Annotated in this window: 20 protein-coding genes and 1 pseudogene; 20 read left to right on the top strand and 1 reads right to left on the bottom strand. The window is 51.2% G+C overall.

Annotated features, from left to right (window positions below):
- Positions 1-430: 430 nt before the first annotated feature.
- Positions 431-1,198 (bottom strand): TIGR00282 family metallophosphoesterase, encoded by a 768-nt coding sequence (locus BN348_RS10495; protein WP_040197925.1) that lies wholly within the window; start codon positions 1,196-1,198, stop codon positions 431-433.
- A gap of 184 nt (positions 1,199-1,382) precedes the next feature.
- Here BN348_RS10495 and dusB point away from each other — a divergent pair, with 184 nt between their 5' ends.
- From dusB to BN348_RS10400, 20 genes and pseudogenes are all read left to right on the top strand, one after another.
- Positions 1,383-2,348, top strand: a complete 966-nt coding sequence (gene dusB, locus BN348_RS10490; RefSeq protein ID WP_040197924.1) for a tRNA dihydrouridine synthase DusB — start codon at positions 1,383-1,385, stop codon at positions 2,346-2,348.
- A gap of 135 nt (positions 2,349-2,483) precedes the next feature.
- Positions 2,484-2,978, top strand: a complete 495-nt coding sequence (locus tag BN348_RS10485) for a COG2426 family protein (protein WP_197068337.1) — start codon at positions 2,484-2,486, stop codon at positions 2,976-2,978.
- Positions 2,978-3,571 carry a Maf family protein gene (locus BN348_RS10480; RefSeq protein ID WP_040197923.1) on the top strand — a complete coding sequence of 198 codons (594 nt, stop codon included), beginning with the start codon at positions 2,978-2,980 and terminating at the stop codon, positions 3,569-3,571. Before BN348_RS10485 ends, BN348_RS10480 begins: the two co-directional genes overlap by 1 nt.
- Before the next feature lie 230 nt (positions 3,572-3,801).
- Entirely contained in the window at positions 3,802-4,053 is a 252-nt protein-coding gene (locus BN348_RS10475; RefSeq protein WP_156136499.1) for a hypothetical protein, read from the top strand.
- Positions 4,054-4,354: 301 nt separating this feature from the next.
- Positions 4,355-7,471, top strand: coding sequence for an isoleucine--tRNA ligase (ileS, locus tag BN348_RS10470; protein WP_040197921.1), 3,117 nt, complete (start codon positions 4,355-4,357; stop codon positions 7,469-7,471).
- A gap of 761 nt (positions 7,472-8,232) precedes the next feature.
- Complete coding sequence (locus BN348_RS10465) at positions 8,233-9,048, top strand: amino acid ABC transporter substrate-binding protein (RefSeq protein ID WP_040197920.1); 816 nt, start codon at positions 8,233-8,235, stop codon at positions 9,046-9,048.
- A 121-nt stretch (positions 9,049-9,169) separates the two neighbouring features.
- Positions 9,170-9,829, top strand: coding sequence for an amino acid ABC transporter permease (locus BN348_RS10460; protein WP_040197919.1), 660 nt, complete (start codon positions 9,170-9,172; stop codon positions 9,827-9,829).
- A gap of 14 nt (positions 9,830-9,843) precedes the next feature.
- Positions 9,844-10,587 carry an amino acid ABC transporter ATP-binding protein gene (locus tag BN348_RS10455; RefSeq protein ID WP_040197918.1) on the top strand — a complete coding sequence of 248 codons (744 nt, stop codon included), beginning with the start codon at positions 9,844-9,846 and terminating at the stop codon, positions 10,585-10,587.
- Positions 10,588-10,859: 272 nt separating this feature from the next.
- Positions 10,860-11,339: a transcription elongation factor GreA gene (gene greA / locus BN348_RS10450; RefSeq protein ID WP_420885260.1), complete on the top strand. Its 480-nt coding sequence runs from the start codon at positions 10,860-10,862 to the stop codon at positions 11,337-11,339.
- Positions 11,340-11,727: 388 nt separating this feature from the next.
- The gene (gene lysS / locus BN348_RS10445; protein WP_040197917.1) at positions 11,728-13,233 is read left to right on the top strand and encodes a lysine--tRNA ligase; all 1,506 of its coding nucleotides are present in this window, start codon (positions 11,728-11,730) and stop codon (positions 13,231-13,233) included.
- Positions 13,234-13,466: 233 nt separating this feature from the next.
- Entirely contained in the window at positions 13,467-13,739 is a 273-nt protein-coding gene (locus BN348_RS10440; protein WP_025641423.1) for a DUF6462 family protein, read from the top strand.
- Positions 13,736-13,933: pseudogene (locus tag BN348_RS10435) on the top strand (DUF6462 family protein); the annotation flags it as partial. The gene BN348_RS10440 and the pseudogene BN348_RS10435, both read left to right, overlap by 4 nt.
- 75 nt (positions 13,934-14,008) lie before the next feature.
- Entirely contained in the window at positions 14,009-14,221 is a 213-nt protein-coding gene (locus BN348_RS10430; RefSeq protein ID WP_025641487.1) for a DUF5348 domain-containing protein, read from the top strand.
- 80 nt (positions 14,222-14,301) lie between these two features.
- The gene (locus BN348_RS10425) at positions 14,302-15,375 is read left to right on the top strand and encodes a hypothetical protein (RefSeq protein ID WP_040197916.1); all 1,074 of its coding nucleotides are present in this window, start codon (positions 14,302-14,304) and stop codon (positions 15,373-15,375) included.
- Positions 15,359-15,991, top strand: coding sequence for a hypothetical protein (locus BN348_RS10420; RefSeq protein WP_029467218.1), 633 nt, complete (start codon positions 15,359-15,361; stop codon positions 15,989-15,991). The genes BN348_RS10425 and BN348_RS10420 overlap by 17 nt, the downstream gene beginning before the upstream one ends.
- Before the next feature lie 187 nt (positions 15,992-16,178).
- The gene (locus tag BN348_RS10415; RefSeq protein WP_025641427.1) at positions 16,179-16,538 is read left to right on the top strand and encodes a hypothetical protein; all 360 of its coding nucleotides are present in this window, start codon (positions 16,179-16,181) and stop codon (positions 16,536-16,538) included.
- A gap of 37 nt (positions 16,539-16,575) precedes the next feature.
- Positions 16,576-18,666 carry a hypothetical protein gene (locus tag BN348_RS10410; protein WP_040197915.1) on the top strand — a complete coding sequence of 697 codons (2,091 nt, stop codon included), beginning with the start codon at positions 16,576-16,578 and terminating at the stop codon, positions 18,664-18,666.
- Between the two features lie 110 nt (positions 18,667-18,776).
- Positions 18,777-20,804 carry a C40 family peptidase gene (locus BN348_RS13315; protein WP_052446886.1) on the top strand — a complete coding sequence of 676 codons (2,028 nt, stop codon included), beginning with the start codon at positions 18,777-18,779 and terminating at the stop codon, positions 20,802-20,804.
- A 6-nt stretch (positions 20,805-20,810) separates the two neighbouring features.
- The gene (locus BN348_RS13955) at positions 20,811-21,233 is read left to right on the top strand and encodes a PrgI family protein (protein ID WP_156136498.1); all 423 of its coding nucleotides are present in this window, start codon (positions 20,811-20,813) and stop codon (positions 21,231-21,233) included.
- The gene (locus tag BN348_RS10400; RefSeq protein ID WP_040197914.1) at positions 21,130-23,676 is read left to right on the top strand and encodes a VirB4 family type IV secretion system protein; all 2,547 of its coding nucleotides are present in this window, start codon (positions 21,130-21,132) and stop codon (positions 23,674-23,676) included. The genes BN348_RS13955 and BN348_RS10400 overlap by 104 nt, the downstream gene beginning before the upstream one ends.
- Positions 23,677-23,708: the final 32 nt, after the last annotated feature.

Below are 23,708 nucleotides of genomic sequence, written 5' to 3'. Positions count from 1 at the left end.
ATCATCATAGTTATACAGCTGGTATCGGCTATGCCGCCAGTGCGCAGACGGCGACACGGACATCTGAATGCGCTGATATTCAAATGCTCATCTTTGAACCGCGTATATGGCTGCTGATCGGTTTGTATAGACATTTATCTTTGACTCATTGCAAACCGCTAAATACGCGGGTGTTTAAAGGTTCTTCTTTGGTTTGTGTGTATAACTGCTGAAATATTTGTATCTGGATATTTTTTTCAGCTTGTGAGTATGGCTGCTGAAAACATTTGAATCTAAATGTTCTTCTATTGCCTGTGTGCATAACCGCGGCATACATTGATAGCCGGGATTTTTTCTTATACACATGATGCATGGCGCTGAGTACGTTTGTATTCAGTGATTCTTCTTCCAATGATACATGATGCCATTCATCGTTTTTCCAAGACTTCCGTTATGCGATATGGATGGGCGTGACCGTCTCGCATCTGCCGGTTTTGTCGTCTACAGAGAAGATACAGCCGGACAGGCTGCATGCGCCGGATGCCGTTTCAAACCGCACCGGCATGCCGGTTTTGAATTTGTGTACAATGCTCTCCACCTTGACGCCCAGCACCGAATGGACCGGTCCGGTCATGCCAAGATCGGTGATGTAGCCGGTTCCGCCGGGCAGGACGCACGCATCGGCCGTCTGCACATGGGTGTGGGTGCCGAACACCGCCGAGACTCTGCCGTCTAGGAAATAGCCCATGGCTTTCTTTTCGGAGGTCGCTTCGGCATGAAAGTCCACAAGGACAATCGGCGCCTGGACCTTCTGCAGGATTTTATCGACGCAGACAAACGGGTTGTCCGCCTCAGACATGTAGACGCGGCCCAACAGGTTGATCACCAGCACCTGTGTACGGACGAGGTCCAGCAGGTAATAGCCGAATCCGTTTGCGTATTCCGAGTAGTTGGCCGGGCGGATGACAAAGTCGTGATGGTCGAGGTATTCGCCGATCTCCTTTTTGCGGAAGACATGGTTGCCGGTGGTGATGACATCCACGCCGCTGGTCAGGATATGCTCCGCCGACTGCGGCGAAATGCCGTTTCCGGGCGCGGAGTTCTCTCCGTTGGCCACCACCACGCCGATGTCGTAGAATTTCTTGAGCGTGGGAAGCTTCTCCCGCAGGAACTGACAGCCGGCGGTATCGACGATATCGCCGATTGCTAATATGTTCATGATGATCTCCTTCTCCCGTTCATTTGTATGATAATGGTATTATAGCACGAAATGATCGTTTTTTCTATGACCGCAATGAGAACATATCGTGCGATGTTCTTGACCTTTTGCATGAAAATGCGGTATGACTGTTTACCGGGGAAGAATCGCGTATAAAATACTGATAAAAGGACGAGGGATAACGTTGAAAATTGGAACGATTCAGATAGAACCGACCGCCTGCCTGGCGCCGATGGCGGGGGTTGCGGACCGCGCCTTCCGGCAGGTCTGCAAGGGATTCGGCGCATCCTTTCTGGTTTCCGAGATGGCCAGCGCAAAAGGGATGCTGTTCAGCGACAAGAAGACCGCCGAGCTGTTGGAGATCACCCAAGAGGAACGCCCGATGGCAATCCAGCTGTTTGGCTATGAGCCGGATATTCTGGCAAAGGCGGCGGTGCTTTCCATGCGGTACCGTCCCGACGTCATCGACCTGAACATGGGATGCCCCGCGCCGAAGATCACATCGAACCGCAGCGGCAGCGCGCTGATGAAGGAGCCGCAGCTTGCCGCCGAAATCATCCGCAGCGTTGTGAAGGCGGTCGACGTCCCGGTCACGGTGAAGATGCGCAAGGGCTGGGATGACGAGCATGTCAACGCCGTGGAATTTGCGCGGATGGCTCAGGACGCCGGAGTGGCTGCGGTAGCAGTCCATGCGCGGACCCGCGCGCAGATGTATGCGCCGCCCGCAGACTGGACAATCATCCGGAAGGTCAAAGAGGCCCTCAGCATCCCGGTCATTGGAAACGGGGATGTCATGAGCGCCATGGACTGTGCGCGGATGTATGAGGAAACCGGCTGCGACCTGGTCATGATCGGCCGCGGCGCGCTCGGCAGCCCGTGGATTTTTGAGGAGGTCAAAACCTACCTTGCGACCGGAACGCTTCCCGAACCGAAAAGCCTGGAGGAGCGGCTGGAGGTTATGAAACGGCATGTCGCCCTGGTCTGCCGGTATAAAGGGGAACGCGTCGGCATGAGGGAATCGAGGAAGCACGCCGCCTGGTATATGAAGGGGCTGCGCTCGGCGGCATCCTTTCGGCGGCACTGCAGCGAGCTTGCGTCAATGGAGGATCTTGACAGGCTGTGCGAGGCAATATTAGCAGAAAATTCATAGAAATATATCCAACTGGACAGATGGATTATATGAAGCCATGTTAGAATAGTCAGCATTAAGCTGAAATTGGGGAAATTCCCCGCAGAATGACCGGTCCCGCCCGGGTCCGGCAGAAAATAAGGAGCGTAAATCCGTATGAGTGGTATTGTATCCAGCATCACGAAAATGTTCAACGCCAACATCGCCGTTTTTTTGTGCGCTATGCTGCCTATCGTCGAACTCAGAGGTGCCATTCCATTGGGCGCCGCGCTGAACGTCCATCCCGTACTGAACTTTTTGATTTCCATCGTCGGCAATCTGCTGCCGGTTCCGTTTATCCTGCTGTTCATCAACCAGGTGCTGAAATTCCTCAAGCGGTTCAAGTTCACCCGCAGGGTTGTGGAATGGGTGGAACGCAAGCTGGACAAGCTGGTCACCAAGCACAAGAACATCACGTTCTGGGGGCTGGTCTTCTTTGTAGCGATTCCTCTGCCGGGTACGGGCGCATGGACTGGTGCGCTGCTGGCGGATTTCTTTAAACTGGGATTCTGGAAGTCCTTCCTTGCCATCGTCATCGGCGTGCTGATCGCCGGTACGATTGTGAGCCTGATCGCCTACGGCGCGCTGGGCTTCTTAAACTTCCTGATTTGATGACAGGGGACATCCGCATCAAAGAGCCGGTCCTGCTTGCCTCCCAGTCCCCGCGCAGGCAGGAGCTTATTCGGCTGTTCTGCGAACAGGTTTCCATCTGTCCTTCCCGCAAGAAGGAACAGATTCCCGCCGGACTGCTCGGGAATCCCGGGCAGGTCAGCATGTATCTGGCAAGGCTCAAGGCCGAGGATGTCGCATTCGCGCATCCCGATGAAATCGTGATCGGCTCGGACACCATCGTCTGTGCCGGAAACGAGATTCTCGGCAAGCCAAAGGATGAAGAGGACGCCGTCCGGATGCTATCGATGCTGTCCGGCATCGAGCATCAGGTCTATACCGGCGTCTGCATCGTGCGCGGCGGTATATCCGATGTGTTCTTTGACTGCACATTGGTGCGCTTCCACGCGCTCAGCGAGCAGGAAATCCGTTGGTATATCGGCACGGGCGAGCCGTTCGACAAGGCGGGCGCTTACGGCATCCAGGGAAAGGGCGCGCTGCTGGTGGAGAAGATCGACGGGGATTACTACAACGTGATGGGTTTCCCGGTCGGTTTGGTTTACCGCAGGCTGAAAGCGTTTCTGGATCGGGGATGATCGGAAGCGGGAAAATATTGGTTCACAGCAGGGAAGAATGTCTGCGGCGCTGTGAGACGCGCATCAAGGTCTGTGAAAGCTTGTCTAGCTGGTGTACGAAACGGCTGGATTGTAATCCAGTGCTGTGTATTCTGGTTCAGGAGATGCCAAGGTGCTTATCTCGGAATTTCGTGTTGGACAAAGATGTTCAAACGGCGGATTTCAGACAGAGCCAAACGAAGACATGCTGGATGGCAGAGGATACCGGTGGTGACGCCGATGTAATACCTGTCAAAACTGGTGTGAATATGAAAATCCGGCATGCGAAACTGACGATTCAAATCCCCATGCTGTTGTATACACCGTCTCGGAGAATGTCAGGCTGTATTCGCGTGGCGTTTTATATGGAGAGAATGTCCGAGCGGGCTGAAAGGCTGCAAAAATGTTTGGATGCCCTTCTCAAAATCAGTGAAAACAGCAGAAAAATGCGGGCTGCGGCTTGACTTGGCGCGGTTTTTGTGATATCCTATCTACCATATGAGAAAGACGTTGACGGAGACAAGCAGGTCAGATGTGAAAGGCAAAGCGAGCCGGGGATGGTGCGAGCCCGGTGCGAGTAAGGCTGACTGAACATCCCTCCCGAGTCGCAGGCCAAACGCATGTATGCAAGTAGGCCCTGCCGGATTCCCCCGTTATAGGGAGCGCATATGCTGGTATGCTGTAATGGGTGGTATAACGAGTTCCTCGTCCTGTTATGGGACGGGGTTTTTTTGTGCGCAAACGATGAAAAGGAGAGAGCAGAGCATGTACAAAAAGGTTGGACAGAATCTGAGCTTCCCCGAGCGGGAGAAGAACATTCTGGATTTCTGGAACGAAAACAGCATCTTTGAAAAGAGCCTGAAGGAAAACGAGGGCGCGGACAGCTACGTCTTCTATGACGGACCGCCGACCGCAAACGGCAAGCCGCACATCGGCCATGTGCTCACCCGCGTTATCAAGGACACGGTGCCGCGCTATCACGTCATGAAGGGCAAAAACGTCCCGCGCAAGGCGGGCTGGGATACCCACGGCCTGCCGGTCGAGCTGGAGGTCGAAAAGGCGCTTGGACTGGACGGCAAGGAGCAGATCGAGGAATACGGCATGGCCGATTTCATCGACCACTGCAAATCCAGCGTGTGGAAATACAAGGGCATGTGGGAGGATTTCTCCGACACCGTGGGCTTCTGGGCCGACATGGAGAACCCGTATGTCACCTATGACAACAACTTCATTGAATCCGAATGGTGGGCGCTCAAGAACATCTTCGACCGCGGCCTGCTTTACAAGGGATATAAGATCATGCCGTACTGCCCGCGCTGCGGCACCCCGCTCTCCAGCCATGAGGTTGCGCAGGGGTATAAGGATGTCAAGGAACGTTCGGCCATCGTGCGCTTCCGCGTCAAGGATGAGGAGAACACCTCCATTCTGGCCTGGACCACCACGCCGTGGACGCTGCCGTCCAACGTCGCGCTCTGCGTGAATCCAGACGAGGTTTACGCCAGAGTACAGTATCAGGATGAATTCCTGTACATGGCTGAAGCGCTACTGGACACTGTTTTGGGCGAAGGAAATTATACCGTGCTCGAGACCTTCCCGGGCAAAGCGCTGGAAAATAAGGAATACGAACCGCTGTACCGGTTTGTCAGCCCGAATGAAAGATGCTGGTATGTCACCTGCGACGGCTTCGTCACATTGACCGACGGTACCGGCGTGGTACACATCGCGCCGGCGTTCGGTGAGGACGACGCGCAGGTCGGCCGCCGCTATGGACTGCCGTTTGTGCAGCTTGTGGACGGCAAGGGCGAGATGAAGCCTGAAACCGACTGGCCAGGCGTCTTCGTTAAGGATGCGGACAAACCGATTCTTGAGGATTTGAAAAAACGCGGCCTGCTGTTCGACGCGCCGAAGTTTGAACACAGCTATCCGCACTGCTGGCGCTGCGACACGCCGCTGATCTATTACGCACGCGAGGGCTGGTTCATCCGCATGAGCGAGGTCAAGGACGACCTTGTCAAAAACAACAAGACCATCAACTGGATTCCGGAAAGCATCGGAACCGGCCGGTTCGGCGACTGGCTTGAAAATGTGCAGGACTGGGCCATCAGCCGCGACCGCTACTGGGGGACGCCGCTGAATGTCTGGCAGTGCTCCTGCGGGCATATGCACGCGGTCGGAAGCATTGAGGAGCTCAAGGCGCTCAGCGATAACTGCCCGGACGGCATCGAGCTGCACCGCCCGTACATCGATGCGGTGACCATCAAGTGCCCGAAGTGCTCCGGCGAGATGCGCCGCGTTCCGGAGGTCATCGACTGCTGGTTCGATTCCGGATCGATGCCGTTTGCGCAGCATCACTATCCGTTTGAAAATAAGGAGCTGTTTGAAAAACAGTTCCCGGCAGACTTCATCTCGGAAGCCGTCGACCAGACCCGCGGCTGGTTCTATTCGCTGCTGGCCATTTCGACGCTGCTGTTCAACAAAGCGCCGTTTAAAAATGTCATCGTGCTGGGACATGTGCAGGACCAGTTCGGCCAGAAGATGAGCAAATCCAAGGGCAACGCCATCAGCCCGTTTGAGGCGCTTGAGAAGTACGGCGCGGACCCGATCCGCTGGTACTTCCTGTCCAACTCCGCGCCGTGGCTGCCCAATAAATTCTACGACAAAGCGGTGCTGGACGGCCAGCGCCGGTTCCTGGGCACATTGTACAACACCTATGCGTTTTATGTGCTGTATGCCGACATCTATCAGTTCGATCCGACCAGGCATACGCTTCAGCCCGATCAGCTGTCGGTTATGGACCGCTGGATCCTTTCCAAGCTGAATCACATGGTCAAGGATGTGGACAATGACCTGACGAACTACCGCCTGCCGGAAGCTGCCCGCGGCCTGCAGGAGTTTGTAGATATCCTGAGCAACTGGTATGTGCGCCGCAGCCGCGAACGCTTCTGGAAGGACGAGTCGGATAAAGACAGCGTGAATGCGTTTATGACCCTTTACACCTGTCTTCAGACCGTGGCAAAGGCCGCCGCGCCGATGATCCCGTTCATGACCGAGGAGATTTACCAGAACGTCGTGCGCACGGTGGACAAGGACGCGCCGGAAAGCGTGCATCTGTGCAGCTATCCGGTGTCGGATGAAGCGTATATCGATCTGCAGCTCGAAGCGGATATGGATGAGGTGCTTGAGATCGTGACGCTGGGCCGGTCGGCCCGCAGCGGCGCGGCCATCAAGAACCGCCAGCCGCTGCCGGCGCTGTATGTTGCCGGAAGCCGCGAGCTGGACGAGGGATACAGAAAGATCATCCTGGATGAGCTGAACATCAAACGCGTCGAGTTTGTGCAGGATACCGCACAGTTTATGGACTACAGCTTCAAGCCGCAGCTCAAGACCGTGGGTCCGAAGTACGGCAGACAGCTGAATGAAATCAGGAAGGCGCTCACCGAGCTGGACGGCGCCGCCGCGAAGAAGACGCTGGATGAAACCGGCGTGCTGACACTCGGTCTCGCTTCGGGAGAGGTAAAGCTTTCGGAAGAGGACCTGCTCATCAGCGTCGAGCAGAAGGAAGGCTCCTACACCGTCAGCGAACAGGGCCGTACGGTCGTGCTCGACACCAGCATCACCGAAGAGCTGCGCGAGGAGGGCTTCGTCCGCGAGGTGGTCAGCAAGCTGCAGACCATGCGCAAGGAGTCCGGTATGGAGGTGACCGACCGCATCAAAGTCGGTTACCAGGCGGACGGCTATGCGGACAGCGTCATGCAGAAGAACAGCGCGTTCATCATGGGCGAGGTGCTCGCGGAGGAATTCATCGCCGCTGAGCCTGCCGGCTATGTCAAGCAGTGGGATGTCAACGGCGAAAACGTGACCTTCGGCGTACAGAAGGCATAGGAATTCTAATATGGAGTAGAAAAAGGACGGTTATAACCGTCCTTTTTTCAGCCTGTCAAAAAACGATTTTTACACCGTTTTAAATCGGCGGCCCGCCTAGCAGTAGAGCAATCGTCTATGGCGTTCTGAGGTTGGGAAATCATTTACGCAGCGGCTGCGGGAATTGGGGTACCGGTAAAGACCGCCGTAAAGAGCGTTAGCGTCCGCTGCCAGCCGTTCAGCCACTCTGCCCAAAGCAAAACGCCGCCCGCAGGCGGCCGACCACCTGGCGGTGGAGCAAGCGCCTACGGCGTTTTTCGATTCTGGAATCATTCCGACTCAAAGCCGCCCGCAGACGGCCGAAACGGAAAAAGGGATATCAGAGGGGATTTTCAAGGGGGCCATCTGGCCCTAAGCGGCACAGTGTATGGCCCCCTTGAACGGCCTTTCTTGGTTACTTCTTTGGCCGGCAAAGAAGTAACGACCACACTGCCAAGAGTCACTTGGCAAACAGCGCGAAGCCGCTGAGCTACAGCGGTCCGGAGACCACATAGCCAAGTGCTACTTGACAATCCGCCAAATACCAAGCATCGTTTTTGATGCTGAAATGCCAAGAAATCGAAAAACGGCGATCAGATGAGAAAATCCGTGAAAACAAAAGAAATATGGCGGTATTGGCGGGGTTTTTGCAGTCTACAAGATTAGCAATTTATCAGAATAAAGTGTAAAATAGCAATACTATGTTAAATTCGAATCACTGTGCAAAAGTGGAGGGGTAAAAGATGAAAAAAATATTAGCAGCCGCGCTTGCGGCCATGATGATGGCGGCCATGCTGGTTGGATGTTCCGCCGGAAGCAGCCAGAATCCGGGTGACAGCCAGGATTCGGGCAGCAGCGCAAGCGGAAAATTCGTCGTAGGTCTTGACGATCAGTTCCCGCCGATGGGATTCAGGGATGACAACAACGATATCGCAGGCTTCGACATCGACCTTGCCAAAGCGGTTGGTGAGAAGATGGGTATGGAAGTCGAACTCAAACCGATTGACTGGGATTCAAAAGAGCTCGAGCTGGAAGCGGGCAATGTGGACTGTGTCTGGAACGGACTTTCGGTCACGCCGCAGCGCGAAAAGGATATGCTCCTGTCCGAGCCGTATCTCGCGAACGATCAGGTCATCCTGGTGAAAAAGGGCTCCGAATTCAAGACCAAGGCTTCACTGGACGGCAAAAAGATCGCGGTTCAGAAGGCGTCCTCCGCTGTCGACGCGATGGATAAGGACGGCATGAGCGACCGCGTTGAGAAGGTCGAGTTCGCGGACAACGTATCGGTACTCAACGAGCTGGAGATCGGCAGGGTGGAAGGCGCCGTGCTCGACGAGGTTGTCGCCAGATACTACATGACCAAGAAGCCGGATACCTTCGAGCTGCTCGACGAGACCCTGGCCGAAGAGTTCTATGCGGTCGGCTTCAAGAAAGGCAACAACGACCTGAAGAACGCAGTCGAAAAGGCGTTCGGAGAGCTTATCAAGGATGGAAAGGTCGCCGAGATCTCTCAAAAATGGTTTGGCGAAAATAGATTTCTTGAGGAAAACTTCAAATAAAATCATCATAGCATCACAGGCGTCGGTGAGAACGCCTGCCATAGAAAGCCGGATTTGACGAAATGAAATCCGGCTTTCCTGCTATATCGGTGTGAAAATAGAGTGAGGGGGAGACGTATTCATGACTTGGGAGTATTTCGTAAGGGTTGGAGAACCGCTTTTAAGGGGCGCCGGAACCGCGCTTTCGCTTTTCCTGATCGTACTGGTGCTGTCCGTTCCGCTGGGCTTTCTGGTGACGCTGATGGAAAACAGCAGAATCAGGATTGTGCGGTACATCGCCATGGCGTATACCTACATCATGCGCGGCACGCCGCTGCTTCTGCAGCTTCTGTTCATCTACTTCGGCCTGCCGCTCATTCCGGGCATCGGCGCGTTTTTAAAGCTGGATGCGTTCACGGCGGCAATTCTGGGCTTTACGCTCAACTACACGGCCTATTTTGCCGAGATCTACCGCGGCGGCCTGCTGTCGATCGACAGGGGACAGTATGAGGCGGCCAAGGTGCTGGGCCTTTCCCGCGTGCGGACAACCTTCCACATCATCCTGCCGCAGATGTTCAAGGTGGTGCTGCCGTCGATGACAAACGAGATCACCACGCTGCTCAAGGATACGCCTCTTGCGTTTGTCATCTCGATTCAGGAAATCATGTACTTTACCAAAACCGCGGCAAACCGCGATCTTTCGATCCTGCCGTATGTCTTCGCGTTTGTTTTGTACCTGATTCTGAATACGCTGCTGATCATGCTGCTTCGGAAACTGGAAAAGAAACTGAAGTTTGAATAGGGAGGCGAAGAGAGATGGCATTGATTGAAATCAAAGGGCTTAAAAAATCCTTCGGCGACTTGGAGGTGCTCAAGGGAATCGACTTTACGGTCGACAAGGGCGACGTCGTCGCCGTTATCGGTTCGTCCGGCTCCGGCAAGAGCACGCTGCTGCGCTGCCTGATCAACCTGGAGCAGATTGACGGCGGTACCGTCAGCGTCGAAGGGGACGATATGATCAGGGACGGCGTCTACAGCGCGCCGGACACGCTCAAGAGGGCTGTGTCGAAGATGGGCATGGTGTTCCAGCACTTCAACCTGTTCCCGAATATGTCGGTCGAAAAAAACCTGCAGCTTGCTCCCAGGCTGGTCAAGCAGCTGGACAAAAAGGCGCTGGAGGAGCAGAGCCGTCAGCTGCTCACCAAGGTGGGCATCTACGACAAAGCGGACAGCTATCCGGCCATGCTTTCGGGCGGTCAGAAGCAGCGCGTCGCGATTGCCCGCGCGCTGATGATGAACCCGGACATCATGCTGTTCGACGAACCGACCTCGGCACTCGACCCGGAGCTGACCGGCGAGGTGCTTTCGGTCATGAAGGATCTGGCGAAGGAGCACATGACGATGATCGTCGTCACGCATGAAATGAACTTCGCAAAAGAGGTTGCAAACCGCGTCCTGTTCATGGACGGCGGCGAGATTCTCGAAGAGGGAACGCCGGATGAGATCTTTAAAAATCCGAAGAAACAGCGCACGCAGGAATTCCTGCGCTGCATGCTGTAATAACGGTGCGCAAAGCGGGCATAGTATATGTTGCCGCGCATTTCCGTGCACGGATGAAGCTGTGAAAGGCTGGAAGCCGGGGCGGACGGGCCGAACTTTATTTACCGTTTTTTGTATGAAAGACTTGACAGGCCGCCGCGGTTTGATTATAATAGATACTTGAACTTAAAGAGAGCCGATATTCCGGAGTTTCTCCGCCATATCGGTTTTTCGACTATATTGCTATCACTGTGTTTGAGATAGATTGTTTTACACACGGGAAAGGAAGATGTATGATGGCCACAAAACCGGTGTTGCTGACCGATGAAGGACTCAAGAAACTCGAGGAGGAACTCGAATTTTTAAAGACAATTAAGAGGAAGGAGATTGCCGAAAAGATCAAGGTTGCAATCTCGTTTGGCGACCTCTCTGAGAATAGCGAATACGACGAAGCGAAGAACGAACAGGCGATGATCGAATCCAAAATCCAGCAGCTTGAAGCGATGCTCAAGAATGTCCAGCTGCTCGATGAGGACGATCTGTCCACCGAGCATGTCAATGTCGGCTCCAAGGTGAAGGTTCTGGACGTCGAGTTTGACGAGGAGATGGAATATCAGATCGTCGGTTCGACCGAAGCGAATCCCGAGGAGGGACGCATTTCAGATGAATCCCCGGTCGGCAAAGCGCTGCTGGGACACGGCGTCGGCGAGGAGGTCGAGGTCGAGGTGCCGGACGGCACGATATCTTTTAAAATTATTGAGATATCCAAGTAAACTTTTTATCACAAGTGGGAATGCGGGCTTGATTTTTCAAGCCTGCATTTTTATAATATTAAATAGGTAGTTTTTAAGAGATGTAACAAAGACAGGCGCAAAAGAATATCTGTCCGGCCGTATCGCTTTTAAAGGCATACCGGTCGGATATTTTTGAAGGAAGAAATGACACGCGCCCTGCCGGACAGCCGGCGCGGGTGGATGATAAAACGACGCTGGAACGTAAGCAGAATGACAGGCACAGCAGGAAACGGATTTGGGTTTCAAAGAGAAAAAACGGGAAACCATCAGCCGCCCTCCCTGCAAGACGGGGGAAGGCGATGCATCTGCCGCCGCTTTGCAGCTTTGCCGGATTTGGCGTCAAAAGAAAAGTGAGGAGTCGTGTAGAATGGCCGAGAATGTCAACAACGTCCCGGAACAGGGAAGCGAAATGGAACTGTCCGAAATTTTAAAAATCCGCAGGGAGAAGCTTTCGAAGCTCAAAGAGGAGAACAACAACCCGTTTGCCATCACAACCTATGAGCGGACGGCGACCACCAGCCAGATCCTCGAGAACTTTGAGGAGCTGGAAGGCAAGGAGGTCAGCATTGCGGGCCGCATTATGAGCTGGCGCAGCATGGGCAAGGCGAGCTTTCTGGATCTGCGGGACGCAACCGGCAAGATTCAGCTTTACATCAAGATAGACGGCGTGGGCGAAGAAACCTACAACGCCTTTAAGAAATGGGATATCGGCGACATCATCGGCGTCGAGGGCGAGGTGTTCCGCACCCGCCGCGGCGAAATCTCGATCAAGACCCATAAGATGACGCTGCTTTCGAAATCCCTGCAGCCGCTTCCGGAAAAGTTCCACGGGCTCAAGGACACCGAGCTTCGGTACCGCCAGCGGTATGTCGACCTGATCATGAACCCGGAGGTTAAGGAGAGCTTCGTCAAGCGTTCGATGATCGTCAAGGAGATTCGGGCGTTCTTAGACAGCAAGGGCTTTCTGGAGGTCGAGACGCCGGTGCTGCACACGATTGCGGGCGGCGCGGCGGCGAGGCCGTTCATCACGCACCACAACACGCTGGACATCGACATGTACCTGCGCATCGCGCTGGAGCTGCACCTGAAGCGGCTGATCGTCGGCGGCTTCGACAAGGTTTATGAGATTGGGCGCGTCTTCCGCAACGAGGGCATGTCGGTCCGCCACAACCCGGAATTCACGCTGCTGGAGCTCTATGAAGCCTATACCGACTACAACGGCATGATGGATATCACCGAGGAGCTGATCCGCACCGTTGCGATGAAGGTGCTGGGCACCGGCAAGGTCATGTTCGGCGAAACCGAAATCGACCTGGAAAAACCGTTTGAGAGACTGACCATGGTGGACGCGGTCAAGAAGTACGCAGGCGTCGACTTCAGCACGGTCAAAACGCTTGAGGAAGCGCGCGCGCTTGCGAAGGAACACCATGTGGAATATGAGGAACACCATCTCAAGGGAGACATCCTGAACCTGTTCTTCGAGCAGTTCGCCGAGGAGCACTTGATTCAGCCGACCTTCCTGATGGATCATCCGGTGGAGATTTCCCCGCTTGCGAAGCGCAAGCCCTCCGACCCGGATTATACCGAACGCTTCGAGCTGTTCATCATCGGCCGTGAGCACGCGAATGCGTTCTCCGAGCTCAACGACCCGATCGACCAGCGTTCGAGATTTGAGCGGCAGGCGCAGCTCAAGAGCGCCGGAGACGATGAGGCCTGCGACATCGATGAGGATTTCATCAACGCGCTCGAATACGGCATGCCGCCGACGGGCGGCCTTGGCATCGGCATCGACCGCCTGATCCAGCTGCTGACCAACAGTTATTCGATCCGCGACGTCCTGCTCTTCCCGACAATGAAGCCCGTCAAGGAATAAACCCAGTAAAATCAAGGGTTTCCGGCTTCTCAAATCCAAGTTGACAACAAATTGACAACAATTTTTCATATCAATACGAAGAATTGCGACGCAGAATGAATAGCTGGAGGCTGAAACGCAATACAGCACACATCGCTGAGAGGACACTTTTTGAAAGAAATTTCAAAGGTGTTCTCTTTTTTCGTTTGGTGCAACTCTCTGTCAAACAACAAATCGAATGGAGGATTCATTTTATGATTAGTGACAAGACGAAAGCCTATTATGAATTGAAAAAGCGAAATGATGTGCGGGAAAGTGCAAAAAGATTGCGCAGACAGTTTCTCAGGTATAAGGATGCGGAAATAGTTTATAGCATTACACACAAGAAGCTGTTGGAACTTGCTGGTAAAGCGGGAGCCATATATCGAATGGATGGAACCGTTCTGATTAACCGGGATATTTTTGATGAGTATCTGGAACAGTTTCATGAGCCGAGTACGTTGGTTTCACAGGAGGATAAAGAATGAGCGGAAATCTATGGATGTTTTCGGATATGTTGGACGATGAGGATGCGAAGATGATACAGCGTGAGTTCGTTACCTATTATGAAGGCGCTGATTATTACGGACTGGGCTTGAAAGTTTTTACAAGACTGGCTCATGAGGCAGGAGCAGTGTATAAGATTGGAAAGCGGGTTTTAATACGCCGAGATATTTTTGAAGAGTATCTCAGAATCTTGAGGCGCAAAGATGATGCGTCTGAGCAAGATGAAAGTATGAAAAGTGAGGATAATGATATGAGACAAGGAGCATTAACTTTAGATGCCCAGACTGGGCGAATGGACATTCGATTTGATTTGGAGGATTATTACGGAGGTCTTCAGTGTGGGGAGCGTATGGATGTCTTTATCAATGGAGACTGGAGGCCTGCCAGAATTGAAATGGGAAATGGTTGGTATTTAACTGGGATTAAGACGGACAGGCTTGAAGGATTAATTGTAAGGATTTAATTAAATTATATCGCCGGGCGGTTTCTTTAACAGGAACCGCCCTATTTTTATGCCCATAATTATGAAAGGAGGGAACCTAAGTGAAATGTTTGATGAAATACCAGTGGGTAAAGCTGCCCAGAAATTATCTTCCTGAGGGAAAGGGGATTATGGGTGCATGGGCGCGTCTGGCATCCCGTGCAGCATTTCGCAAGGGACAAGCCCTCTACTGCGGGCATATAAACGCTGTAAGCCCCGGAATGTGGTCAGGAGGCGTTGTAGGGCTAAAGAGTATTCTCGGCCTAAAAAGCCGTCAGAAAGCTCTGGAGGCGCTTCAGACACTGTCTGGCTTAGGTTATGTACAGTATACGCTTGACTCTAATACGAAAAAGCTGACCTATCAGATAACAGACTGGGTAGTGAAATGTTCCGGAGAAGAATGTATGCAGGGTGCTGTTTATGCAACGGATGGATATGGTTTTCTCTGCCTTCCTCGCAATATCACAGAACGCCTTGCGGAAAAACAATATATCTTTGAAGAAGCTGACGCTTGGATGGATCTTTGGTGCCATTCCGTGTATGAAGATCCGAACAATGCGTTTTCTTTTATGGCTCCGGTCATCCAGCATGGAAAATACGGAGCCTTACTCACGTTGGAAACCTTGGGACAGCGTTGGGGTTGGGAAAAGACGAAAGTATGGAGATTCATGAAAAAGTATGGGGATGTCTTTGCTCTATACCGTCTTCCAGGTTCCTATGGCTGTCTCATTTTTAATAAATTGTATCCGACAGGATCAGAGGTTTCAGTTCCAAACCAGGAGGAAATACAACGTATTCTTGATGAAATACGCATTTATGGCGCAGATACGCATAAAACGGGTTCAGACCATGAGCATATGAACAAGCTCATCACATGGTACAGCCGCAGACTGACCAGAAGCAACCTGCCAGATGCAGACACACAGAACGCTGAAAATCGCGTTGCACTTTCAGACCCTATAATACGCGCGTATCTTTCTCCGTGTAGGAATTGTAAGAATTGTGGATATGACTGCCAAGGTAAAGGGTATATAACACAGGCAGTGATAGAAACGAGTAAAATCCGCGGGCCATGTGAGCCGGTGGATATCACGAAAATAGCAAAGGAGTATTTTACATATGAGCAAGCAGGATGAAAAAAAGTTGTATGAACAACAGGAAAACAGGATATTAGCGCAGTCAGACGCATTTATTTCCCTTCTTACAAAGCGAGGGATTCTTGGAGACCAAAAAATTGATGATGAGAAAGTGCGTGCTGCTCAAAAGGAGAAAAAGCGAAATGCTTATCACAATACCCAGATGCTCCTCAAGAATTACCGGAAGATGGTCTGGGTGTTTAGTTGTTACCCAGAGGAGATTTTGCAGGAGTTGGAGGCCCCGTTTGAAAGCTTTGACCGAATGGTGGACAGGCTGGATCTGGAGATGGCTATTGGGAACAAACGGATGGAGAGCCGTCTGGAGGCAGCGGCAAGGTCAAGATTGCTACTGGATCGGTTTAACGAAGCGATGGCAGTTCTCCGCAAGGAGCCGACACGGGGCGAAAAGTTGTATCAGCTGATCTATACGGCCTATCTGGCACCGGAAAAGCTGAAACTGGAGGAGATTCTGTTTCGGCTGGACTTGTCACAGAGGCACTATTACAGGCTTCGTGAGCAGGCAATCTCCATTCTTTCCATTCGCCTGTGGTCAGCCCCAAGTGAGGATGTGGATGTATGGCTGGAGCTTCTGACGCTTTTTGAACATTTGGAATGACAAATTCAGGGTGAATAAATTGGCACAAAAATGGCATAAGTTCTGCCGATGACAGGGGAATAAAGCCGTGCTATACTTGTATCATCCCAAACTGGGATTGGGCAGACAAAGATGCCGTTTCTAAAGCTGAAATGCTTTGAGAAGCGGCATTTTTTATTGCCTAAAATCAAAAAAGGAGGTACTCGGCATGGTTAAACAAATCAAAAGAGGCGGAGGGCGTATGAAGACCGCCTACTGGTCGTTGGTCAGTATGGCGTCTGCAATGCTTATTTCGCTGCAGCCTGTTATGGCTGACACAATCTGGAACCGTTTTTCGACAATCATGAAGGATGTTTACGGCCAGCTGGTTGGAATCAGCACGATTGTGGCGGTTACAGCGGCGGCCATCGCATTGATTGTCAGGATGATTTCCAGAAACCAGCGCGCAGTCGATGAGGCAACGTCATGGCTTAAACGAATTGTAGTGACGTGGATTGTCCTCAATTCCCTGGGGTTCATCGTCGCCTATCTGCAGCCCCTTATTGCTGGTGGCAATTACACAGGATAACCAAAAAAGAGAAAGCAGATGGAGGAGGTGATGATAGATGCTTGATTGGATTTTTGAGGGAATCGTGACATGGATCAGCAGCATTGTTTCACAAATGATGGATGCAGTATCCGGTCTGTTCCTTCAGGCGCTGGGAACAGATATGACAGCGATGGAAGAATATTTTCCGTTTGTGTCTAAGGCATTTACAGTCATGCAATACACAGCATGGGCGATTCTGTTCCTTGTAACGGTATGGCAGCTTTTCCGTGTCTTTGGAGGACCAATCACGGAGGCAGAAAATCCGTGGGTGCTTTTGGCAAGAGGTTCTATTTTTGCCCTATTGATCGGCTATGCAAAGCCGATTTTTATGATTGTGCTGGATATCGCCCGAGCGCCATATACGGCTTTGATGGAGATTACCATGTCGGCAGAGGACTTTACTTTTGCGGGTGTGGAACAGGCACTGTCTAATGGTTTGACAACCATTGTAGCCATCGTATCAGTGGTAGGGCTGCTGCTTCTCATTATTTTAGAGATCGCTCTTGGCTGGAATTATTTTAAGCTGTTACTGGAAACCGTTGAACGCTATATTGTGGTTGGCGTGCTCTGTTACACCTCCCCTCTGGCTTTTTCCATGGGTGCTTCCAAAACAACAGCGCCGGTTTTCAAGAGTTGGTGCCGTATGGTGGGATCACAGCTTTTGCTGTTGGTGATGAATGTATGGTTCCTCAGGGGCTTTAATAGTTCCATGGGACAGTATATCGGAAACGGCGGTGCTCTTTCCACAGGTCAGGGAAGCATTTTTCTCTGGCTGTTCTGTGCATTGGCTTTTTTAAAAACGGCACAGAAATTTGACTCCTATCTGGCGGCCATGGGGCTGAATGTAGCCCAGACTGGTTCCAGTATGGGCATGGAGCTTATGATGGCAGCGAGGGTGATCAGCGGTGTTGGAGGCGGTGTGAGAAATGCGGGCAGTATGTTCCATAGTACAAGCACTGCAACCGGAACGGGTGCAGCTGCAAGTGGATTTGCTTCCGGGTTCGCATCACGTTTCAAGCCAAATTCCTTTGTCCGTGATGCGGTTGTGGATGGCGGAAGCCGTATGGGTGCCGGCGGCAGCATCGGTTTTGTCGGTCGTGCCTTTGGTGGCATGGCGGCACGCAACGGTGCCACGCTTACAGGTGACTCCATTTCTTCTGTAGCTTCAAGAAATCCCGGTGTTTCCGGAACGATTGCCGGTGACATTGCAGACAGAAGCCTTGGCAACTATATGCCTCAGATGCAGGGTCAGCAGCTGAAAGATACCCAGATTACAGGTGGTCAGATCAGTACAACTTCAATTGGCGCAGATGGAAAGAGTACAGCGCTTGAAATGTATAACGCATCACAGTTTGAGAAACCGGATGCACCGCATTCTGTTGTTACAGCATCCGATGGAAGCCAGTGGTATCAGATGGCAAGCGGAGCCGGAGCAGGTGCGTTTTATGATGCGCCGGCATTTATGGGAAGTTCGTCAGAAGCGGCACAGGTTGCAGCAACTTTCCCAGACGCTTCCGAAGGAACGACCCTCAGGACGGTTGGCGATGGCGTAATCGAAGCAAGTTCCGATTCTGGCAATACCATGTGGTACAACAGCGCTTACTATGATGAGCCGGATGCACCACATACGATTATGCAGTCGGCAAACGGTGTAGACTGGTACGCTATGCAGCAACACGCTGAAGCGCCTGTATTTGAGCAGGGCGAGGCTGCTTTTGCATATAACCAGGCACAGTTCCAGGCATTTATGCCAGGATATGAACAACAGGTATCCTCTGTGGATGGATCCGGACGTATGGATGGTCATTTTGAGGTTCGCCATGAAAATGGATCGGGAACCATGTTCTATGATACATCTCAGTATGCGGCTCCCCGAGGGGACTATCAGGTGTTTGAAGATGCCCGCGGAGGGCAGTGGTTCGCTATTCGCGGCGAAGCCGCTGTAGAACGCAAACCGGTTTATCAGGATGGAAAACCGGTTTATGATGGTGACAGTGTACGAACAGTATCTGTGGAAACTGTTCGTTATAAGAATACGCCATCACGCTTTGGAGAGCCAAAGCCCCGCAGCAAAGGGGAAATTAAGCCGCCAAGGCGGAAACGGTAAAATAAGTGCAGGCAGCCGAATCAGAGAAAGATACTGGTTCGGCTGTTTTGCATTTTTCATGTTGAAATAACGCTGCTCTTGCAGCAGCTTGATATAAGGAGGTGGATTGCATGGCTGAGCCAGAGAAACAGCAAATCGGTGATGGCTCTGATAATTATGGACAGGCCGCCGGACAAATGGCAAAAGCGGCGAAGCAGGCAGGACAGGAAGCAGCAAAGCAAACGGCAGTAAAGGGTGCAGAGGCTACAGCTAATGTGGCCGCTGCTACTGTAAAAGCCAGTGTGGAGGGCGGAAAGGCAGCTGCAGAAATCGCTGCCGGTACTGCGGCTGGTGGTCCGTGGGGCGCTATCCTGTCTGCGGCATGGGCAATGCGCCATACTCTTTTCAAGATACTGATATGTATCTGTTTGTTTCTGTTGTTCCTGATTACCATGATTGTTTCCCTGCCGACGATTGTATCAAACAGTATTTTTGGGCTGGATGGTACGCAGCCGGCGGAAGGCGCAACTCTGATGTCAGCCTATACGGAGATGTCAGGTGCTGTTTCCGATGTGGTAGATGAAGGATATAACCAATCGCTTGCCTATGCGGATAAGTTGATTACAGACGGTGGATATGATTACGATCTTTCAATGGATGCGTTGGTCAATTATGCACAGAGTTCCGCCGGATATGATGTCTGTTACATACTGGCGGCTTATTCAGCGTCCATGCAACAGCAAAACACTGGCAAGGACGATATGGTATCAAAGCTCAGAGGCTGTGCTGGAGATATGTTTCCCGTTACAGCAGAAGAAAAGGAAAAAGAGATAACCATTCCTGTTTCCTATTACACCTATAAATCAGTAACGCTCACTGTGATTACAAACAAGGTGCAGACAGGTACGATTAACGGCACACCTCAATACCGGTATGAGACAGCATCAAAAACTTACTATCTCCCGGATGAAGCACATAGCAGTGATACGGCTGTCACGGTGGATGCCTATAAAGAGGTAGCGGTGGATATCCCTGTTTATTCCGGTGGGAAGATTACAGGCACAACCACAGCAAGTTATTATGTGGCAAACGGGCAGGAAACCCTGAGCCCTGGTACTGAGATTATCAAATATCTGGAGTGTACCATTCATCCGTTTGACAATACAGTGATTTCCAAAGCGTTTGGCATTGACCTGAATGCAAAATATGATCAGTTTAACCTCACTTATGGCGAGGTAATTCAGAACATGGCGAATGCGTTAAAACGGACGCTGTATGGTTCTGTAGGCAGTGGACAGACGGTTCCTCTAACGGATGCCGAGCTGATTGATTTTGTGAACCGACAGAATTGTAATGCGACAAGAAAGCATATCCTCAGCACCGCCCTGTCCCTTGTGGGCAAGGTTCCATATTTTTGGGGTGGGAAGTCGGCACCCGGCTGGAACGATGAATGGAATACGCCAAGGCTGGTAACAGCTGCAGGGTCTTCTACAACAGGCACAATACGCCCGTATGGGCTTGATTGTTCAGGCTTCAGCACATGGGTATTTAATACAGCTGTGGGTGTAGATATCGGAGCAGGTACGTCCGGACAGTATCCAAATACCGTTGGGGTATCAGCAAGTGAGCTGCTTCCCGGTGATTTAGGATTTTTAGCAGAATCTGATGGAAACGGATGGAACCATGTACTGATTTTTGCCGGGTACGATGAGAGCGGAGAACGGATGTGGGTGCATTCTTCCGGCGGACAGGGTGTAATCCTGAATACGCCCAGTTACGAATCATTGCTTTCTTTACGCCGGCCTGTTAATGTGGATTTTGATGCGCCGGTATCCGGTGAGGTTTCAGGAACGCCGATTTCTACTTTAGAAGTAGATGTTACCCATTACTGTGCATGTGCAAAATGCTGCGGAAGCAACGCAGACGGGATTACTGCCAGTGGTAAAAAGGTGGCTCGTGGCATGGTTGCAATGTCAAGCCATTATCCGTTTGGCACGCAGATTATGATAAACGGAACCATGTATACCGTAGAAGATCGCGGTGGTTCCGGCATTGAGAATGATATCCATCGTGTGGATATTTTTGTGCCGGATCATAATGAAGCATTACGTTTGGGCAGATACAAGACAACAGCTACAATTTACAGGATAGGCAGGTGAGAAATCTTGGATGAAAAAGAGTACAGTAATATTTATGCTATACCGGCAAATTACACAGATTCCGGCAAGATTTTTGGCGGAATGCTGGAGCCGAGAAATGCAGTAGAAACAGGGATATTGTTAATTATTTTGGGATATCCGGAACTGATGCTGATTCCCATGTCCGGAACGATTCGCATTGTTGTCATGACTCTTACACTTTTACCTCTTGCGGTTCTTTCCATGATGGGGATTGACGGCGATTCGCTGTTTCAGTATATCGGACACATCATCCGATATTTTGCGAGCAGGAGAAAACTACATTACAGAAGGGTGGGATACAGATATGATCCAAAACAGCTCCGAAAAAAGAAAAAAGGTGGCAAAGCAAAGAAAAAAGGCAAAAAAACCGGAAAAGCTGGAGTTTGTCCAGGACTTCATTCCAGTTAAAAGTCTCCAGCACGGTATTATTGAAACGACCGATGGGAGATATATTCGGATTCTTGAAATTGAGCCGATTAACTTTATGCTGCGTTCCGGAGAAGAACAATTTAATATCATATCGTCTTTTGCCAGCTGGTTGAAAATTTCTCCTATGCGGCTTCAGTTTAAGAGTATGACAAGAAAGGCAGACTCAGATAAACACATTGCCATGATCCATGAAGAACTGGAAATAGAGGAAAGTGAAGAATGCCGACATCTTGGAGAAGGCTATATCCGCCTGATTAAGGATGTGGGAAGTAGAGAAGCGCTTACAAGGCGCTTCTTTTTGATTTTCCAGTATGAAGAGATTCGTCGTGGGGATGGGGATGATTTTTCCCAGATTTATGGCATGATGCAGACAGCGGAGCAGAATGCCCGCGCTTATTTCCTGCAGTGCGGGAATACGATTCTCCAACAGAAAGACCCGGATGAGGCAACTGCGGAGATTTTATATATGTTTTTTAACCGCCGGTCCTGTGTGGATGAGCCGTTTTCGTCCCGTGTGAACCGTGTGGTCGTGGATACGATGGCGGCGAAAGACAAGGTCATTGGCGTGGATCCTATCCCGCAGATTCGCATGGCGCACTTTCTGTCGCCGCGTGGAATTGACTTGACCCACTATAACTATGTCGTGATGGATGGGCTTTATTATTCCTTCTTGTTCATAAAAGGGAATGGTTATCCGGGTATGGTGCGGGCAGGATGGATGTCGGCCCTTATCAATGCCGGGGACGGGATTGACATAGATATACAGCTGAGGCGTGAGAACCGAAGCAAGACCATTGACAAGGTGGCGCAGCGCATCCGACTTAACAGAACAAAGCTGAAAAGTATGCAGGATACCAGTACCGACTATGAGGAATTGACCAATTCCATACAGGCAGGCTACTTTATCAAGAACGGAATTGCCAATAACAATGAGGATCTGTTCTATATGTCTGTGTTCATCACAGTTTCCGCCAAAGGCTATGAGGAACTGATGTGGCGTAAGCAGCAGATCGTGGATATGTTAAAATCCATGGATATGTACGTAAGTGATTGTAGATTTCAGCAGGAAGCGGCACTTCGCTCCGTGATGCCGTTTTTGAAGATTGAACCATCACTGGAAAAGAAGTCGAGACGGAATGTGCTGACCAGCGGCGCCGCATCTGCTTATATGTTTACTTCTTTTGAAATGTCGGACGATACGGGTGTGTTGCTCGGTATTAACCGGCACAATAATTCACTGTGTATCGTGGATCTGTTCAATACGAAGAAAAACAAGAACGCCAACCTGAACCTCTTAGGTACCAGCGGCGCAGGTAAGACCTTTACCATGCAGCTTCTGGCGCTCCGCATGAGAATGAGAGGAATCCAGTGTTTTATCCTGGCTCCAATCAAGGGACATGAATTCCGCAGGGCCTGCAAGAAAATTGGCGGCGAGTTCATTAAGATCGCCCCTGGTTCTCCGCACTGTATCAATATCATGGAGATCCGGCATACCATCTCCCCGGAGATGGAATTGATAGATGAGATTGATTACAGCGAAATGGATTCTATGCTGGCTCGTAAGATTCAGCAGCTGATGACTTTCTTCTCACTCTTGATACCGGATATGTCCAATGAGGAGGAGCAGATGTTGGACGAGGCTTTGATTCAGACCTATGCGAAGTTCGGCATTACTCATGACAATGATTCACTGTATATAGATCGCAGCGTATCTCCGCCAAAGATGAAGAAAATGCCGATTATCGGGGATCTTCACAAGGAACTGTTGGAGAACCCGATGACAAAGCGCATTGCCATTATCATCAGCCGATTCGTGACAGGCTCAGCCCAGAGTTTCAACCAGCAGACAAACGTGGATCTCAGTAATAAGTATATCGTGCTTGACCTTTCAGAATTGAAAGGCAAATTACTTCCGGTCGGGATGTTTATTGCATTGGATTACGTCTGGGATACGGTCAAGGCAGACCGTACCAAAAAGAAAGCCATAATGATTGATGAAATATGGCAGCTGATTGGCGCCAGTTCCAATCGGATGGCGGCAGAGTTCTGTCTAACCATCTTTAAAACCATAAGAGGGTTCGGAGGAGCAGCCGCCTCTGCGACACAGGATTTATCTGACTTCTTTGGGCTTGAGGACGGCAAGTATGGACGTGCAATCATCAATAACAGTAAGAACAAGATTATTTTGAATCTGGAGCCGGATGAGGCCAAGTATGTGCAGGAAGTGCTGAAGCTGACAAAAACAGAGATCCGTTCTGTTACCCGGTTTGAACGGGGTGAAGCGCTGGTCTGCTCCAACAATAACAAAGTTCCTGTTGTAATCAAAGCTTCCAAAGAGGAGCAGGAAATGATTACGACTGACCGGGCTGAGTTGGAAGCGTTGCTAAAGGAACGCCAGCAGGAGCAAACGCATTCTGCGTAGAATACACATTTTAAGGAAAATACTCACAAAAA

It is taken from the genome of Candidatus Soleaferrea massiliensis AP7 (assembly GCF_000820765.1).
GTDB lineage: Bacteria > Bacillota > Clostridia > Oscillospirales > Ruminococcaceae > Soleaferrea > Soleaferrea massiliensis.
Note: the sequence above shows the minus strand (reverse complement) of the source record. Positions and strands in the feature narration are given on the sequence as shown.